The organism is Pedobacter hiemivivus, from assembly GCF_005144565.1.
Lineage (GTDB): Bacteria > Bacteroidota > Bacteroidia > Sphingobacteriales > Sphingobacteriaceae > Pedobacter > Pedobacter hiemivivus.
This window is the reverse complement of sequence record NZ_SWDX01000001.1, coordinates 648,338-664,413: the sequence shown is the minus strand read 5'-3', so window position 1 is coordinate 664,413 and position 16,076 is coordinate 648,338. Positions and strand designations below refer to the sequence as shown.

Here is a 16,076-nt window from a genome sequence, read left to right as displayed (position 1 = left end):
ATAATTACGCTATAGCGCAATATAGAATTAAGTATTAGCTTAATTTCCAATCAGGTCTTTCAAAGTGACAGGTATATCCGTTCGGGTTCTTTTGCAAATAATCCTGATGCTCCACTTCGGCATTCCAAAAATCAGTTGCAGGAACAACTTCCGTTACAATTTTTCCTGGCCATACGCCCGAAGCGTCCATTTCTGCGATTAAAGCTTTTGCTGTTTCTTGTTGCTGCTCATCCAAAAAGAAGATGGCCGAACGATAAGAAGTCCCGATATCATTTCCCTGCCTGTTTCGTGTCGATGGATCATGAATCTGGAAGAAATATTCGAGGAGTTTACGATATGATAATTGTGCAGGATCAAAGATGACCTCTATACCTTCAGCATGTGTTCCATGATTCTTATAAGTCGCATTAGGTACATCCCCACCAGTGTATCCAACTACCGTTGAAATGACACCTGGATAATGTCTGATCAATTCTTCTACTCCCCAAAAGCAACCGGCTGCCAGAATGGCTTTTTCAGTATTCATATCAATTCTCTTTTAATAACCCAAAGGTACAGCGCTATTGTGTAAACGGCAAGCCATTTTTCTTTTACATAAAAAAGCCAATAACAATATTGTTATTGGCTGTATCCGTTTTTCATTACCGTCTACTGAATTTAATTTCCATGGTTTTCATTTCCTTACCTTCGGTAGTACAATACATCTCCAAGAATTGATTGTTATCATCCACTAGTCTAAATACCTCCCGAACATCCATATCCTTGCCAGTAGTGGGATCAACGCATTTCCCTTTAAAATTAATGGTTTTTGTTGCATCATCCCAAGTTCCGTCCATCACCATTATACCTGTACCCATATTGTCTATCCAAGTAGAGGTAAATGTTTTTTTAGCATTGTCGTAGCCTAGAAGGCTCATTCCTTCAAATGGCATCCCCATCATCGTACCTTTATGAGTAGACTGCTGGTATCGTCCACCCAAAATCATCTTATTCTCACAAACGCTTTTACTTTTTTCTGGTGGAGCACCTGGTTTCATCCATGTGGTTACCTCACTATTCCAGGCACCATCACTTTTTGCAATCATTTTGTGTACATCGCCTGGAGTCATATAGGCTTGCCAGGCTTTCATCATGGCATCGTCCTGAGCTTTAATACCAGTGGTTACGGCTAGCAATAGCAAAGCCATAACAGATAATGTTAACTTTTTCATATCAAATAGAATTAGTTTTCCCTTACCTAAATTTACGAAAAAAAAAGTCTATAATGCCAAAGAGCTCCGACATCCATCTGAGCTCTTCAATATCAACTAAACCTAAACTTTATAAATACTAACCAAATATTTATACTACAAAGGTAAAGGCCCTTCATTAAGGCAGTGTTAACTCGACATCAATTATTAAGGCTTATTTATCAATTGATATTCATTTTTAATTGGATGGTGAACTTACTGCCTTTATTTGGTTCACTTTGAACATTGATATCTCCACCCGCTGCATTTACGATTTTTTTAGCAAGGTACAACCCAATGCCGCGACCTTCTACATCCTGATGAAGTCTACCATACATATCAAAAATATGATCAAGCCCTTCTTTACGCATACCTCTGCCATTATCTTGTACGGTTAAGACGATATGATTATCCTCCATTGAGGTATGGATATGAATTACAGGAGGCAGGTTACCTTGGAATTTTATTCCATTTGATATCAAATTAAATAAGATACTCCTTAAGTTCTTTTTTGAAAAGAAGACCTCTTTAACTTCAAGATCTCGGGTAATCACCGCACCTGATAATTTGATCTTATTGTCTAAGCTCCACTCTATATTTTTGATAATCTCCTCGATATTAACCATTTCCATCATGTCGCTTTCTAATTTCGCTACTGTGGCAATATCGTTGATTAACTCCCGGAATTTTTTAACCGAGGAATTGATGATCATTAAAAACTTATTTAAATCCGGATCCGTTACTTTTCGGTTCATGACATTAATACTCACTTCAATGTTACCTAATGGGGCCAACAGATCATGAGAAGCAGTATTTGCGAAATTATCAAGATCAGCATTGATACGTAATAAGCTTTCATTCTTCTTATCTAGCTCAAGTTGTGTCTTTTTTAATTCGGTAATATCATTAAAAGTGACGATTGCGCCCTTCTTTTTATGATTAACCTCCTGGATATAAGGCATCGTCATGATCTGATACCATTTGCCGTTATTGGTTTCAATTTCTTTGGTGATGATATCTCCTTTGGCAATTACCTGTTTAATATCTTCTAAAATAGTTTCAAATTTTATATTGGTAGAAATATGGCTGATCGGCCTGCCAATATCAGATTCCTGAAGATTGATTTGCTTTACCGTACCTGGCGAAAATTTCATTAACAGTAGATCACTATCGATAAATAACTGCCCATTGATGTTACTTCTAAAGTAATTATTCAAGTCGTCATTAACATCCAACAGTTCTTTGTTCTTCAGCTGGTAGTCCGAATTAATCGTATGCAGTTCTTCATTTACCGATTGCATCTCTTCATTGGTACTTTGCATTTCTTCATTGGCAGAAATCAATTCTTCGTTAAAGGATTGGAGATTTTCAGCAGAAGAATCAAGCTTTTCATAGGCCGAATGAAGCTTATCTTTTAGCTCCTTCAATTCCTCTTCCAAGTTCAAAGTGTATTGATTCAGATACGTTTTTTCATCAAATACAAGACCTTCTTCCCCCGCAGGGTTAACCAACTTATCCTCGCTAATTGCAACCATTAGGAACCTTTGTTCTCCTTTTTTAACAGGTAAGGGTGCCACTGAAAGCGATACTTTAACGGTAGTTTGTCCACGTTTAATTATTATTCCATGAACAGTAGTACTTTCATTTGTTTTTAAAACCGTTTTACTTATGGTATTAAAGGCTATTAGCAGTGGCTTTGGCAAAAGCTCCACGAGGTTTGAAGTAAAATGTTTTTGGAGAAGATATTTTGTGGTATCTCCATAAGACTTTAAGACCCGGTTATGCTCATCAATACAAACAGCCATGTAGTCCAGTACTTCCGCCAAGCTTGCATTCATGGTTTCAGTCAACGTATTGGAAACCTCTTTGATCGTGTGTTCTTGTGAGAATGAAGAAGAACTACGTTTTAAATCCATTTCTGGCAATGAAAATGCATCCAGGCTTATCGTCCGTTTAGTTTCAAGGCTCTTATATATTTTCCATTTTTTATTGACAACTTCCAATTTTTTAATAATTGGCATTGGATTTTCACTGGAACCCAAAAACAAGTATCCTTCCGTTTTAAGTCCAAAAAGCAGCATAGTGAATGTTTTTTTCTGCAAAACTGGGCTCATGTAGATTAACAGGTTCCTACAACTGATCAAATGCATATTGCAATATGGCGGGTTCTTTACCAAATCATGTTGGGCAAAAATCGCCATCTTTCTGATCTCTGGCTTAATTCTATAGTTTTTGCCTTCTTTTAAAAAGTATTTATGAAGCCGTTGGGGAGACATATTTCCTTCAATGGCCGGACTGTAAATCCCCTTGGCTGCATGAATTAATGCGGAATTATCAATATCGGTTCCAAAAATCTTGACAACGGTATCTTTGTATTTTCCTGTTAACTGCTCTGCAATCAATATGCCAAGGGAATACACTTCTTCGCCGGTAGCACAGCCAGCCACCCACATCTTCAATTCTTCGCCAGGGCTGAGTCTTTTAAGTATTTCAGGTAATACATTACTTTGTATGAAGTCAAATGCTTCTTTATCCCTAAAAAATGAAGTCACACTGATTAGAAACTCTCTAGAAAGCGCGGTTACTTCTTCGGGTGTTGTTTTTAGAAAATTCAGGTAATTTGCAAGCGAAGTGCAATTATGATAAAGTGCCCTTCTTTTAGTTCTTCTTAGGATAGTTGCTTGTTTATAATCTGAAAAATCAAGAGGTGAATTGTCTTTGATCAAGTCAACAATTGCTGCCAGATTTTTTTTATCATCTGAACGATCAGCTAATAGCTCCATTCCGTATTTTACATAATCTTCAATTGCGCCAGGCATTAATTCGGGTTCCAAAATGAAATCTACTATTCCTGTAGCTAAAGCATGGGACGGCATACTGCTAAATTCTGAAGTCTCAGGATTGCGTACCATCACCATACCACCCTCTTTTTTAATAGCCTTTATGCCTTCCGTACCATCAGAGCCTAAACCGGACAAAATTATTGCGATAGATTTTTCACCGGAATTTGCAGCAAGGGAATTAAAAAAAGTATTGATCGTCAGATGAGGGCTTTTGGTCTTTTGTTTATCCGTCAAAAACAACGTATTGTCTTGTATGGTCATAAACTTATTGCTCGGAATAAGATAAACTTGATTTCTTTTAACTTTAGTGCCGTTTTCAGCCTCTTCTACCACAAGCTTACTATGCCGGCTTAGTAATTCAACCATTCTGCTTTTAAAATCCGCAGATAAGTGCTGAATAATTATATAAGAAACACCATCTAGAGGAGTATGATCAAAAAAAGAATTAATCTCTTCCATACCTCCTGCAGAGGCACCAATGGCAATAATATGGTCTGGCTCTCTTGTCATTTGAAATGAAAGTTATTAAAATAGCTTCTGGTATAGAAAATATGGAAATCAAAAATACGACTATATTATTGAAAATGAGAAATTTCGAAGTATATATAGAAATCTCGATCCCTGCACAGCTTATTTGCTAGCAACCCGTCTCTGATTGAAAATCAAATACCCTAGCGGGGTTTTTCCGGTATAGGTTTTAAAATCTTTTAGAAAGTGATTCGAATCGTAGTATCCATTTGATACTGCGATTCGCATCAAATCGACATCCTCACTTCCAACCAATTCAAGGTACGCATGAATAAAGCGTTGGAGTTGAATATACTCTTTAGGCAAAAGTCCAATATGCTGCACAAAACTTCTTTCCAGCCATTTATAATTTACGCCAGCATCATTTGTCACATTTCGAACAGTGCTTTGTCCTTTTATTTTATGGATATAATCTAATGTTTTATGTAAAATTTCAGGAGTATCTATCTTCCTAAAATAATTTTGAACATATGTTTCGACAAATGCCACTTTTTCTTGAATAGAATTGGATTCAAAAAATTCGTTAATACTGAAGTTAATGTGCTTAGCAATAGATTCAAATGGAACAACTGGATTATATCTAAAGTATTGAGCTTCTAAACCAAACAACTGATAGAAAGTACCTGGATGGAACCTAATTATAAAAACCTGATCTGTATTGTTGTTGTATTTTATATAAACATTTTTGATTGAGCCAGCACTTGCCCAGGCCCCTTTAATTTCGAATGTATCGTTTTCTCCCGTTACCGTTATCGTATCTTCGCAACTTTGCAAAAAGACAAGCACGGGAAAGCCATCATTAAAAATAAGATGGGTATCATGCTTTGAGTCTCTGCAGAAAACATAAAATCCCTCGATAATAGATGCTAAGTCTTTAGATGGACTAATTCTGTAACCCTCCTCATTAAATTCCCCTAATTGTATCTTCTCCAGATAATTTATTGGCATGTTGCAAATTTACGGGAAATGTAAATGGCTAGCGAATAATAAGATGTCTAATATTTACTATGAGCTCAATTTAAATGCCCCTAACTTTGCAAAAAACTGATTGATATTAATTTATGATTATAAAAACGGAAGAAGAATTGCTTGGTATGCAGCGCGTGAGCGACGCTGTGGGGCTTACCTTACAAAAAATGCGCGCATATACCCAGATAGGCATGTCCACAAAAGATATAGACGAGTACGGAAGACAAATATTAGAAGCCTTTGGTGCAAAGTCTGCTCCATTTGAAACCTATGGTTTCCCTGGCTATAGCTGTATTAGTGTCAACAATGAATTTGCTCATGGCATACCATCAGGTAAAGTCATATTGAAAAATGGAGACATTATCAACATTGATGTATCTGCAGAGTTAGGTGGCTTTTGGTCTGATAATGGCTGCTCATTTGTTGTTGGAGAAGATATTCAGGGTCTACAACATCTGGTAGATACTTCAAAAGAAATATTACTTGAAGCAATTTCTCAAATTAGCGGTGGAGTAAAAATTGCTGATATTGGAAAACTGATAGAAACCACGGCCAGAAAAGCAGGATATACTGTTATTCGAGATTTAGCTGGTCATGGCGTTGGCCGAAGCTTACATGAAGAACCTGATGCGATCATGAATTATTGCGACCGTTATGATAAAAGGCGATTTAGAAAGGATTCTGTTGTTGCTATTGAAACATTTATCTCCACCCATTCTACATTTATTGAAAAGGGATCAGATGGTTGGGCTTTTGTAGGTGATAAAGGCGGATTTGTAGCCCAACATGAACATACAATATTGATAACCTCAGACAAACCGATAATTTTGACAGCAGCGAATGGGATATAAAAACTGTTCAATTAAATTCGCTGCTGACAACAGGCTTAATTCTCTGCTCTGAATGTATTTGACATTAATTTTCTAGGACGTTTATTTTTAAACGACTCAGTGTTGCTTGCATCACTACTTGCATTGCCTTGTAATTCTTGAGAATGGAAATGGTTTGTCTTAAATGTCCTCGGTCGCTCTGCTCTATCCTCATCGGCTAGTTTAACACGAATCTTCCTACCTTTTAACACCATGCCATTTACAGCGGCAATAGCTCTGTCAGCGTCTGCCTGATCCTCCATTTCGACAAAACCAAAACCTTTATGTCTTTGGGTCACTTTATCTCTCAGTAATTCTATACTGTGTATCGCCCCATGGATGCTAAATATATCCATCAGGTCGGCTTCTTGTATATCTAGTGGGTAGCCCACTACAAATAATTTAATCATGATTGTATTTGAAAAATTCGTCTTCTTGCCAGAAGGCAAAGAAGTCTTAGATCTCTCTAAGGCTTGCAAAGATACCGTATTTTATATCTAAATTAACGGCCTAATTTAAACATCGCTCTTGCTATGAAAACACACTACTTCGTCCTGTTAAGCTTTTTAATTCTACTTGCATCCTGTAATTCCGCAGAAACCGCTCAACAAGGTGAAAAATCTGATTCCGTACACAACACAATTGATTCTGCTGCTGTTGCCAGCGATACATTGCAGCGCACTAAAGCAAGAGCCAAATATTCAGAAGTCATTAAAATAGATTACCAGAAAAACAGGGAGATTCTGGGCATCCTACCCCTGTTACCCGATAGCGCCCTGGCAACTTGGGAATGGAAAAAAGAAGAACGGGAGGAAATGCTGCGCAGTCTGGCAGCTAACAACCAGTTTACTGATACCATACAAACCTACACCGCAATTAATAAATTAACGCCCAATTATATTGAAATAAACGTAGTAGATGGCAATTGGACTGCATCGTTATACAAACTGGCAGAAAATCACTACATCGTAATCACGAACGACATGGTAGGTGATGGAAATGATATTAACGCATTTGAAGTGAAGGGTCAGCAGATCCAGGCTATAAGCGTCGATAATCTAATCGGAGCAAAACCCGGAAACTTACTGCTTAAAAATAACAGTGAAAAATGTAAATCAGTGATCTCGGAAGAAGAAATGGGGATGTTCACCTACGACCTTTCCGATCCGAGCATAATCAGCGTATCTTGTTATTACGTGAATAAAAAAGAAAATAGCGATTGTTTTTATGGCAACGAGGTTTTCCTTAAATTCAATAAAGATTTAAAACGATTTGACTTTGTGAAAACAGGCTGGCGTAATTTCCTTTGAGCCATCTAACTGTTTTTCCAGCCTAAGGGTAGAGCCAGCTTGGTAGTTCAACTAATTTTCATTAACATTGATTATCCGCTCATCATTTAGAGCAGATTATTAACCATGGATCTTTATACTTCAATTTCCGATCAACAACTGGCTGCTAAATTTGTTGCCGGAGATGAGTATGCATTTGCAACACTATATCAGAGATACAAACTACTTGTATATGGTTATGTAAAAAAGTTCGTTCATATTGAGGAAATGGCAGCCGACTTAACCCAGGAAGCCTTTATTAAGCTTTGGGATAGCCGCAGCAAATTAGGCGAAGTTCAATCCTTAAAAGCTTACCTGCTTACTATAGCCAAAAACCACACCCTTACTACCTTAAAAAAAACACTGCAGTCTGACACCGCCATGTCGGTAATTATTAAAGAATTTAAGGAAGATAAAAACAGTGTAGAAGAACAATTTCAAAATAAAGAATACGAAGCCTATTTCAGAAGAATTTTGACAGGACTTCCTCAAAGAACCCGACAAATTTTCATACAATGTCGTGAGCATGGACGGAGTTACGAAGAGGTAGCCATTGAATTAGGGATATCGAGAAATGCAGTAAAAAAACACATGGTCAATGCCATGAAAACCCTTGGTGAATCGGTTAAAAAGGACTTAGGTATACCGCTGGCGATATTTCTCGCACTTTTATTAAAATAGTTTAAAATTCAGGTACCCTGGTGGGCGCATTTAGAGTCTATCTATTTGTAAGCCCTCAATATGGAAGAAAAAGATTTTTATCAAACGCTGATACAACGTTATTTAGACAAACAACTTACTGATGATGAACTGGAAGTTTTTATTGATTTAACCCGATCAGGAAAACTTGATGCACAGTTTGACGCGGTCATGGACCGTGAACTAAACAGTATAGTGAGTGCAGATCTGAAACAGCCAAAGACCAGAAAACTATGGTTCCCACTGGCTGCAGCAGCAAGTATATTGTTGATCGTTACTGCTGGCACATTCTTCCTGTTTCTTCAAAAAAACAACGCAGTAGTTAATCAGGATATTGACCCAGGTAGTTACAAAGCAGTATTAACCCTGGCTGATGGGCGAAAAATTGCCTTAACCGACGCAACAAATGGAAAACTGGCTATGCAGGCGGGAATCGAGATCACAAAAACGGCAGATGGGCAATTGATATACCAGGTAAAGGAAGCTGAGCAAAAAACAGCTAATGCTACTCTTTTCAATACCATTTCGACACCAAGAGGTGGACAGTATCAGATTAATTTGCCTGATGGCACAAAAATCTGGTTGAATTCCGAATCAAAACTGAAATACCCCGCCAGCTTTGCGAACTTAAAGCAGCGAAAGGTAGAGTTAATTGGTGAGGCCTACTTTGAAGTCGCCAAAAACAAAGCCCTTCCCTTTTTAGTATTGAGCAAACAACAAGAAGTAGAAGTACTGGGCACACATTTTAACATCAATAGTTACGACAATGAATTGGTCGTAAAAACGACCCTGCTTGAAGGAAGTGTGTGGGTAAGAACCACGAATAACGCCTCAGTCAACAAAGTAATTAAACCCGGAGAACAATCGGTTTTAAGGTCAGGACAACTCCTGGTGAATACTGTCAACACGGAATCAGAAATTGCCTGGAAAGAAGGGATTTTCAATTTCGAAGATGAAAACATTCAAAGTATTATGCGCAAACTGGAACGCTGGTACGACATTGACGTAACCTATAAAGGAGCGATCACAACCACCACATTTGGAGGGAAAATATCTATTCACAGACCGCTTTCAAAAGCACTTAAATTATTAGAATCAACTGGAGATGTACATTTTAAAATTGAAGGAAGGAGGATTACCGTTATGCAATAACTTTACTTATTTCGGTAATTAAACATTAACCAGGAGTGATTGAGCCCACCCCTGGTTGCAGGTTTAAATTATCATTGATTAACATGCTTAAATACCAATCAACCAAATCTTAACCATGCCCCTTGCATCAAATACAGCGGGCCTAAATTCAAATATATGAATTTTTATTTGGTCCATTCGGTCTTATCCCGAATCCAAAAAATAGACAAGCGAAAATATATAATGCGGATCAACCTAACCATTATAATGCTCACAGGCTTTCTTTTACAAGTAAGCATAGCGGGTAATGCCCAAAAAATCAACCTCATTAAAAGAAATATCCAACTACAGGAGGTGTTCAGAGAAATAGGCCTGCAAACAGGCTATGACTTCGTTTACAGTACCCAATTGATCAAACAAGCAGAACGGGTAAATGTTACCGCTGTAAATGCTTCGTTGCAAGAGGTATTGAACGCCTGTTTTAAGGACCAGCCCTTTGAATATGAAATCAGCGATAACAGCATTTTGATTAAAAGAAGAAAGCTGAGTGCAGAGGAACTAGCCATTCAACAGCTGACTATGACCATTACAGGAAAAGTTACTGATGCAGCCGGTAAACCAATGCCTGGAGTAAACATTAGATATGCCGGAGCAAAAACTGCTAAAATTACGGATGAAGATGGCAAGTACAGCATTGAAATCCCAGATGGAAATGTTGAACTCATCTTTACTTATGTAGGCTATAAAGTTTATAAAGTAAAGCCCGGTACACGCAAAGTACTCCACGTACAACTGGAACTGTCGACCGGAGAACTGGATGGCGTGGTCGTAACTGGTTATCAGGAAATCAGGAAAGACCGTGTAACCGGATCAGTTACCGTACTTACGGCCAAAGAATTAGAAAATAATTCTTTTAGAACCATCGATCAGATTCTGGAAGGAAAAGTACCAGGTCTGTATTCGTATTCGACAAGCGGTGCACCAGGCGTACGTTCCAATATCCGCATCAGAGGTGACAATTCCATTTCCGGGAATAAAGAGCCACTATGGGTAGTAGATGGATTGCCATTACAGGGCGGTGTGGCCTCTATCAATGTAATTAATACCGGAAATATTCAGGAATCTATCCTGGATCATGGCATCGCCAACCTATCCCCTACAGATATTGAATCCATTACGATTCTAAAAGATGCTGCCGCTGCCGCGATATACGGAGCAAGAGCCGCAAACGGTGTAATCGTAATCAAAACTAAAAAAGGAAGTGTAGGAAAAACTAACATTAGTTACAATGGTAGTTATGGTATTGGAGAAGCTCCATCTGTTAACCTCAATTTTATGAATAGTGCTGAGAAGATAAAATTTGAGGAAGATTTGATGGATGATCTGAATAAGGCATGGGAAGGCGGTACAGTTTCAAAAATTTATGCCCAATACCAAAATGGCTACCTGAGCAAGGAAGCTTATGAAGCCCAAATGGATCAGTTAAGAGCAATCAATACCAACTGGTTTGATGTTATTTTTAGAACAAGCAGATCACAATCTCATGCGGTATCTATGCGGGGCGGTGCAGGAAATACCAGTTATTTCAGCTCATTTAATTACAACAACCAACAAGGTGTTTTAGAGCATAACAAATATAATCAGTTAGGTGCCAAGATAGAGATTGTACATAGCCCCTCAGAAAAGTTTGACATCACTTTTGGTCTTAACGGAACGTACCGAAAAAACAATTCTCCAAATTCAGCTGTGGATCCTTTTAAATATGCGGTCTTCGCAAACCCTTACGAAAAACCATTTGATGAAAATGGAAATTATTACAGAGACGCTTCTTACCTGGGTGATAACCGCAGTGTGGTTCATTTTGGAGCTGTATATGATAAATTCAACATCTTACGCGAACTAAGCGAAACAGGTAATCAATCCATCGCTTCTGATCTAACTGCGCGACTAGGTTTGCGGTATCAAGTATTAAAAGGACTTAAAGCGGATGTGTTGGGCTCAATTACTTACAGCACAAACAACACAGAAGGCTTTGCAGCTGCAGGTACTTATTCCTCCTTTTCAGGTAATTTCTCTGGTGGTGTTACGGGATTGGAATTGCCAGATGGCTACAACAATGGCTACCTAAAAGAAGGCTCTGGCCGTACAAGTGCCGTTGCTATGAGAGGCCTGTTGAGTTATAATAACGACGACCTTGCTGATCATTCTTTTTCACTGGTTACCGGAACGGAGCTTTCAAGTAGCAATTCCAATAACAGTTTTCACAAGTTTGTGGAGTATGATGAGCTGTACCGCTTTGTTTCCATGCCTAGTTATGTAGCAGATGTGAAATACGTTGACATGAAAAGCAAATTAGGTGGATTGAGTGGAACCGCAGTTGCTGAGGATAGATCGCTATCGTTCTTTGCTGCATTTACCTATACGCTTAAAGATAAATACGTCTTCAACATCAACTCAAGATTTGACGGTGCTTCTACCATTGGATCTGCTAGTCGCTTTACCCCCCTCTGGTCTGCCAGTACACGCTGGAATATCATGCGGGAAAATTTCCTGAAAAAGGTCAAAGTGATCTCCGATCTGGCCCTGCGATTGTCTTATGGCTATACCGGTAATATTGACCGAAGTGCTTATCCGGTTCCACTGGTGTTTCTCGGCGCACTCCGATATAATGATGAATATACTGCACAGTCTGTTAGTTTTCCCAATCCCAACATCAAATGGGAAAAAAAGGAAGATAGAAATATAGGCCTCGATTTTGGTTTATTTGAAAATGTGATCGGAGGCTCGATAAATTATTACAACAATAACATTCGGGATCTTATGGGTGGTTTAACCACGCCTATCTCTTATGGAAGATCATCTATTCAGATAAACGGGTTGAGCCTTAACAACACAGGCTGGGATGCAAATATCAACTTCCGTTTAAAATTTGGAAAGAATGTAAGGTGGATCAATTCATTTAACATCGGCCAGAATAAGAACATGATTACAAAGGCGTACCGGAAGAGTTTGAATGACCTTGACTGGAAAGGCGGCTCAGACAATATTGAAGGCTACGCAACTGGTGCTACTTTTGGGTACGATTTTGCCGGAGTGAGTCCGCTAACAGGAGGTGCTATGATTTACCTATCGGATGCTTCCCGACAGCTATTGGCTACTGCCCAGGGTAAGGATATCAGCCAGATATCGGATAAATTTGATGCAGAAGACAAAACGCTGACAAGTGATATGCGTGAAAAAGTATTTAGGAAGTCAATGCATTATTTAGGCTCGTTGATGCCGCAATACAATGGCGGATTTTCTTCTACTGTGACCTGGAAAAGTCTTGAACTGAGAGCTGGATTTTCCTATGCTACAGGATTTTTACTGGAAGCATTTAACGAACGTAAAAATGCACCTTCCGGCTATAACAAGCTGAGCGAAGTGTTTGTTTCAAAAACCAATCGCCTAAAAAGTGCCATGGATCGTTGGAGAAGTGTGGGAGATATTACAAATGTTCCCCGTTATCAGGGCTCAAGTACCACCTATCTCACGCTTGTAACAGATGATAAATATGAAAGAGGTGATTATTTGTCATTCCGTGACATTGTGCTCACCTATAACATAAAGGGTGAGTTCCTTAATAAAACAGGGATAAAGTCTTGTCGTATAGGCTTACAGGTAAATAACCCCTATGTCTTTACCCGTTATACAGGATTGGATGCAACGAAGGGCGGTGCTTTTAATTACCCTACCCCACGTGTGTATATGTTGAATCTTTCATTGGGATTATAATAAATTATATAGAGATGAAATACAATAAAATTTGGTTACTCGTATTACTGGTAATACTAGTGTCCTGTAATAAATTTCTGGACGTAACACCTAAGAATGTGATTTCTATGAATGATATGGAAAGTATCAAAAAATCACTGGCCGGATATTTATACAATGTAAAAGAAAGAGGTGGTGCCAATAGCCTTCCCTGGACTCCTTTTGAGGGAGTAGAAGCAACTATTGTGAATTATACTGATGAATGGGATCTGTCTCATTGGGGGGATAAGGAATTGACCGATGATGTGATCGGAAGACTTGACTGGAAAGATGAAGGAACAGCATCAAGGTGGAATACACTTTATACGGGGATCGGTTTTATGAATCTGCTGTTAAATGAATCATCGACAGCGGAAGGGAGCGAACAATTACGGGATATTGTAAGAGGTGAAGTGTTTATGCACCGGGCCTACAACTTCTTAAAATTGGTCCAATATTTTTCGCCTTATAAAAATAATGACCTGGGCGTTCCGCTATCTATAGAAACTTACAAGGATTTTTTTCAGGTAAGTTTAAAAAGAGGTAAACAGATTGAGGTTTATCATCAGATCATTAAAGACCTTGATGAAGCAGCAGCTTGTTTGAAACGTACGCCACCCAGCCCGGGCTATAACATTCTTTATTCTGAAGACATTCTTTACCGGCTATATGCAAGAGTATATCACTATAAGGCAGCATCTGGCGCAGCTGAGCAAGATGACTGGAAGAATGCAGCATTATTTGCAGGAAAAGCTACTGCCAACAGAATTCTGGAATCAAATCCGGCTAAATTGAAGGATGTATTTGATTGCGCCAAGGTTGCGTTAACGAATGATCCTGAATCTGGATTTAGATTAAGGTATAATATATACGGCTTATACAACATCTACCACGCTGATAAACAACCATCTGTTAGTTATTATACTCAGCTCTATGGAAATAACGATATACGCAAAACGATGTTTTACAGTGAAACGACTCCTCTCCCTTCACTTTCTATAACAGTTAATAAGTATAATTATCTGGGTGTTAATGAACAAAGTATCTATGTATCTCCTCTTTTCCGGTTGGCTGAAGCCTTCCTGATCAAAGCCGAAGCATTGGCCATGTCGGATGATCTGAATGGTGCAATAGATGCGCTGACTACTTTCAAAAAAGCCCGTTACACAGGAGTTATTGATGTCCCTGCTACAAAGAATGAATTACTACAAGAGGTTTATAAAGAAAGGAAAAGGGAATTTGTTTTTGAAGGTGATATGCGCTGGCTGGATATGAAACGTATGGGCGAAAGCTACGAAAGAACCGTAGGAGGAAGAACATTTAAGTTGGAAAAAGATGATTGGAGATACACTTTTATGATCCCCTACGCTGAAATTGAAAATAATAAAGAAATTTCTCAAAATCCTGGATGGCTATAACTAAAACTAAATAATCATGAAAATAAAATTATTGATATCTCTTCTTCTATCTTCTGCTATTTTCATTTCCTGCAAAAGAGATAAGACTGAGCGATTCGAAATGGCTGACTATAAAGTAACCAAGGTAGAACTCTTAGCAGACCATACACAACTTATTGCAGATGGAAAATCCATCTTATCCTTTAATCCGCAGGTTTACAGCACCTATTCTTACAAAGATCCGAGTGGTGTTGATACAGACGTAGACGCGTTGATAAAAGCTGATCGGGTACGTCCTGGCTCCGTAAAATACTTTATGGAAGATGGAACATCAATAGAGGGGGTAGGCTATACCACTTCAGATCTGTCAAAACCAGAACTGAAATTCTACGCGATAGCTGATGGTATTAAATCAGCCTTACTGACTATAAAAATCAGGGCACCTTTTGCCGATAGTCAATATCAGGTGATCGAATATCCTGTTGTATTTCATGTGATACAAAATAAAAATACTGTTGATATGAAACAGGGCGTTGGTTCGGATGTCATTAACTATGCAATAGAGCAGATTAACCGAACCTTTGCAAGACAGGTGGTGTTTAGCCCAAATGGCGCTGATACAAAAATTCGCTTTCGTATGGCAGAGTATAATCCACAAGGAAAGCAAATGGCTGAAAAAGGCATTAACCGCTATTCATTGTCACCAGAAGAGCTTTCGTTGTTGAAAGAAGCAAATCTACTGACCAACCCTGACATTTGCTGGGATTATAAAAAATACCTGAATATATGGATCATTGACACCTGGAGCAATAACGCAAAACCTCCTAAGTATATTTTGCAACCGGCAGATCTGAACAAGATCAAAGGGTTTACCTTTACCAAAGCTGACGAACCAACAATTAATGCTGCAGCTTATGCGATGACAGATATAGGTCTGGTCTATCAAGCCCGAGCCTTCGGCGTTGAGGATGTATATTATAGCGCTCAGATAGGAAAATTCTTCGGTCTGATTGAAACTAAATCAAAAAAAGAAGACTATTGCGATGATACCTTCGTTTACACCAATTTCTACTCTAATACAAACCTTGGAAATTCCAGGTTAAAGAAAACTCTAGAAGGAATGCCGTTTTTATCAGTAAATATTATGGATGATGCCACCTATCAAAATACAATTTCAATGGATCAGGTAAGCCGCATGCGAATGGTTACCGAATATTGTCCACACCGATGGGCCTACAAGAGTAATTGGGCTTTTACCAAACATTAAAACACGAACACATAAATAAAATCT

Annotated in this window: 12 protein-coding genes; 7 read left to right on the top strand and 5 right to left on the bottom strand. The window is 38.5% G+C overall.

Annotation, left to right across the window (positions count from 1 at the left end):
* Positions 1 to 34 precede the first annotated feature (34 nt).
* The 4 genes from msrA to FBD94_RS02480 form a co-directional block, all read right to left on the bottom strand.
* Positions 35 to 526, bottom strand: a complete 492-nt coding sequence (msrA, locus tag FBD94_RS02495) for a peptide-methionine (S)-S-oxide reductase MsrA (RefSeq protein WP_131611038.1) — start codon at positions 524 to 526, stop codon at positions 35 to 37.
* A 115-nt stretch (positions 527 to 641) separates the two neighbouring features.
* Complete coding sequence (locus FBD94_RS02490) at positions 642 to 1,211, bottom strand: DUF1579 domain-containing protein (protein WP_136878944.1); 570 nt, start codon at positions 1,209 to 1,211, stop codon at positions 642 to 644.
* A 200-nt stretch (positions 1,212 to 1,411) separates the two neighbouring features.
* Positions 1,412 to 4,582, bottom strand: coding sequence for a chemotaxis protein CheB (locus FBD94_RS02485; RefSeq protein ID WP_136878943.1), 3,171 nt, complete (start codon positions 4,580 to 4,582; stop codon positions 1,412 to 1,414).
* Positions 4,583 to 4,702: 120 nt separating this feature from the next.
* The gene (locus FBD94_RS02480; RefSeq protein WP_136878942.1) at positions 4,703 to 5,548 is read right to left on the bottom strand and encodes a helix-turn-helix domain-containing protein; all 846 of its coding nucleotides are present in this window, start codon (positions 5,546 to 5,548) and stop codon (positions 4,703 to 4,705) included.
* Between the two features lie 113 nt (positions 5,549 to 5,661).
* Here FBD94_RS02480 and map point away from each other — a divergent pair, with 113 nt between their 5' ends.
* Positions 5,662 to 6,420: a type I methionyl aminopeptidase gene (gene map / locus FBD94_RS02475; RefSeq protein ID WP_136878941.1), complete on the top strand. Its 759-nt coding sequence runs from the start codon at positions 5,662 to 5,664 to the stop codon at positions 6,418 to 6,420.
* Between the two features lie 35 nt (positions 6,421 to 6,455).
* On the opposite strand, the gene FBD94_RS02470 is transcribed toward map, so the two are convergent.
* The gene (locus FBD94_RS02470; protein WP_136878940.1) at positions 6,456 to 6,848 is read right to left on the bottom strand and encodes an RNA recognition motif domain-containing protein; all 393 of its coding nucleotides are present in this window, start codon (positions 6,846 to 6,848) and stop codon (positions 6,456 to 6,458) included.
* Between the two features lie 123 nt (positions 6,849 to 6,971).
* On the opposite strand from FBD94_RS02470, the gene FBD94_RS02465 reads away from it, so the two are divergent.
* The 6 genes from FBD94_RS02465 to FBD94_RS02440 all read left to right on the top strand — a co-directional run bounded on the left by FBD94_RS02465 (position 6,972) and on the right by FBD94_RS02440 (position 16,052).
* The gene (locus FBD94_RS02465; protein ID WP_136878939.1) at positions 6,972 to 7,748 is read left to right on the top strand and encodes a hypothetical protein; all 777 of its coding nucleotides are present in this window, start codon (positions 6,972 to 6,974) and stop codon (positions 7,746 to 7,748) included.
* A gap of 105 nt (positions 7,749 to 7,853) precedes the next feature.
* Positions 7,854 to 8,447: an RNA polymerase sigma factor gene (locus FBD94_RS02460; RefSeq protein ID WP_136878938.1), complete on the top strand. Its 594-nt coding sequence runs from the start codon at positions 7,854 to 7,856 to the stop codon at positions 8,445 to 8,447.
* Positions 8,448 to 8,507: 60 nt separating this feature from the next.
* Positions 8,508 to 9,617, top strand: coding sequence for a FecR family protein (locus FBD94_RS02455; protein WP_136878937.1), 1,110 nt, complete (start codon positions 8,508 to 8,510; stop codon positions 9,615 to 9,617).
* 246 nt (positions 9,618 to 9,863) lie between these two features.
* Positions 9,864 to 13,370 (top strand): SusC/RagA family TonB-linked outer membrane protein, encoded by a 3,507-nt coding sequence (locus FBD94_RS02450; RefSeq protein WP_205945826.1) that lies wholly within the window; start codon positions 9,864 to 9,866, stop codon positions 13,368 to 13,370.
* 14 nt (positions 13,371 to 13,384) lie between these two features.
* The gene (locus tag FBD94_RS02445) at positions 13,385 to 14,806 is read left to right on the top strand and encodes a RagB/SusD family nutrient uptake outer membrane protein (RefSeq protein WP_136878935.1); all 1,422 of its coding nucleotides are present in this window, start codon (positions 13,385 to 13,387) and stop codon (positions 14,804 to 14,806) included.
* 16 nt (positions 14,807 to 14,822) lie between these two features.
* Positions 14,823 to 16,052: a zinc metalloprotease gene (locus FBD94_RS02440; RefSeq protein WP_136878934.1), complete on the top strand. Its 1,230-nt coding sequence runs from the start codon at positions 14,823 to 14,825 to the stop codon at positions 16,050 to 16,052.
* The last annotated feature ends 24 nt before the right edge of the window (positions 16,053 to 16,076 follow it).